Source organism: Actinoplanes cyaneus (genome assembly GCF_016862095.1).
GTDB lineage: Bacteria > Actinomycetota > Actinomycetes > Mycobacteriales > Micromonosporaceae > Actinoplanes > Actinoplanes cyaneus.
On the sequence record NZ_BOMH01000123.1, the window covers coordinates 1 to 2043 of the forward strand.

At 74.5% G+C, this 2043-nt stretch carries 1 protein-coding gene; it reads right to left on the reverse strand.

The features are described 5' to 3' along the window. Positions 1–2043 (reverse strand): type I polyketide synthase (locus Acy02nite_RS45760; protein WP_203756510.1); only part of this gene is annotated, 2043 nt, incomplete at both ends.

The window sequence follows — 2043 nt, forward strand, 5'->3', positions numbered from 1 at the left end:
GGCGGGACCGTTCGGCGCGGTGAGCCCGTTGGAGGCACCGTCCTGGTTGACCGCGCTGCCGCGCACCACGGCGAGGACCTTGTGACCGGCGGCCCGGGCCGTCGACAGCCGCTCGACCAGCAGCATCCCGGCGCCCTCGGACCAGCCGGTGCCGTCCGCGTCCGCGCCGAACGACTTGCAGCGGCCGTCCGCGGCCAGGCCACGCTGGCGGGAGAACTCCACGAACACGTCCGGGTCGGGCATCACGGTGACACCGCCGACCAGTGCCATCGAGCACTCGCCACCGCGGAGCGCCTGCGCCGCGAGGTGCAGGGCGACAAGCGACGACGAGCACGCGGTGTCGACGGTGACGGCCGGTCCCTCCAGGCCGAACGTGTAGGAGATGCGGCCGGAGATGACCGATGACGCCGTACCGGTGAGCAGGTGTCCCTCGACGCCGTCGTCGTCGACCGGCCCCGCGCCGTAGCCCATGAACGAGGCGCCGACGAACACGCCGACCGCTTCGCCGCGCAGGCCCAGCGGGTTGACCCCGGCGTTCTCGAACGCCTCCCACGAGGTCTCCAGCAGCAGCCGCTGCTGCGGGTCCATCGCGGTCGCCTCACGCGGCGAGATCCCGAACAGGCCGGCGTCGAAGTCGCCCGCGCCGTAGAGGAAACCGCCCGCACGGGCGTAGAAGGTGCCCGGGTGGTCCGGGTCCGGGTGGTACAGCCGATCCAGGTCCCAGCCGCGGTCGGTGGGGAACGGGCCGATGCCCTCGCCGCCGGCGGCGACCAGGTCCCAGTACTGCTCGGGCGTCTCGACATCACCGGGCAGCCGCAGGCCCATCCCGACGATCACGACCGGGTCGTCGGACGGCGTCGTCACGACCCGCGCCACGGTGGCGTCCGAGACCACCGTGTCCGGGATGAGCCGGGCCAGAACGAACGTGGTGAGCCGGCCGGCGTTCGGGTAGTCGAAGACCAGCGTGGCCGGCAGGGCCAGGCCGAGCGCCGACTGCAGGCGGTTGCGCAGCTCGACGGCGGTGAGCGAGTCGAAGCCGAGCTCCTTGAACGCCCGGTCGGGTGCGATCGCGGCGGCCGAGGTGTGCCCGAGGACGGCCGCGACCTCGGCGCGGATCAGGTCGAGAACGATCCGGTGCCGCTCGGCGACACTCAGCGTCGCGAGGCGGCCGGCCAGGCCGGTCTCCTGCTCGCCGGATGCGGTCACGGCCGGCGCGAGGCGGGCGAAGAGCGGACGTTCGCGGGTGGCGGCGAAGATCGGGAGGAAGTCGTTCCAGCGGACATCCGCGATCACGACCTGCTCGTCGCCGGCGCCGACCGCTACGGCCATCGCCGTCACAGCCCGCGACGGATCCATCGGGCTCAGGCCGCGGCGACGCAACTGGCCGGCGATGTCCTCGTCGGCGGCCATGCCGACCCGCGCCCACGGGCCCCAGGCAATCGCCGTGCCCGGCCGGCCGGCCGCGCGCCGGCGGGCGACCAGGGCGTCCAGGGCCGCGTTGGCCGCGCCGTAGGCGGCCTGGCCGGCGCTGCCCCAGACACCGGAGATCGAGGAGAACACCACGAACGCGTCCACGTCACCGACGAGTTCGTCGAGGTGACGGGCGGCGAGCACCTTGCCGTCGACGACGCGGTGCAGATGGTCCTCGTCGGCGTCGGCCAGCGAGACATCCTCGCCGACACCGGCCGCGTGCACGACCGCGTCGATCGGGCCGACCTCGGCCAGCAGAGCGGCCACCGCGTCCCGGTCGGCCAGGTCACAGGCGTGCACCTCGGCGTTGGGCAGGTCGGTGGTGCCGCCCCGGCGGGAGACCAGGATCAGCCGGTCGGCGCCGTTCCCGGCGGCCCAGCGGGCCACCTCGGAGCCGAGGCCACCGGTGCCACCGGCGATCAGGACGGTGCCACGGGGGCGCCATTCCGGGGCGCCGGTCGTGGCGGCCGGGATCAGACGCCGGACCAGGACGCCGTTGCTGCGGACGGCGATCTGGTCCTCGGCGCCGAGGGCGCCGCTCAGGATCGCGGCGAGGCGGCCCGCGGTGCGGGC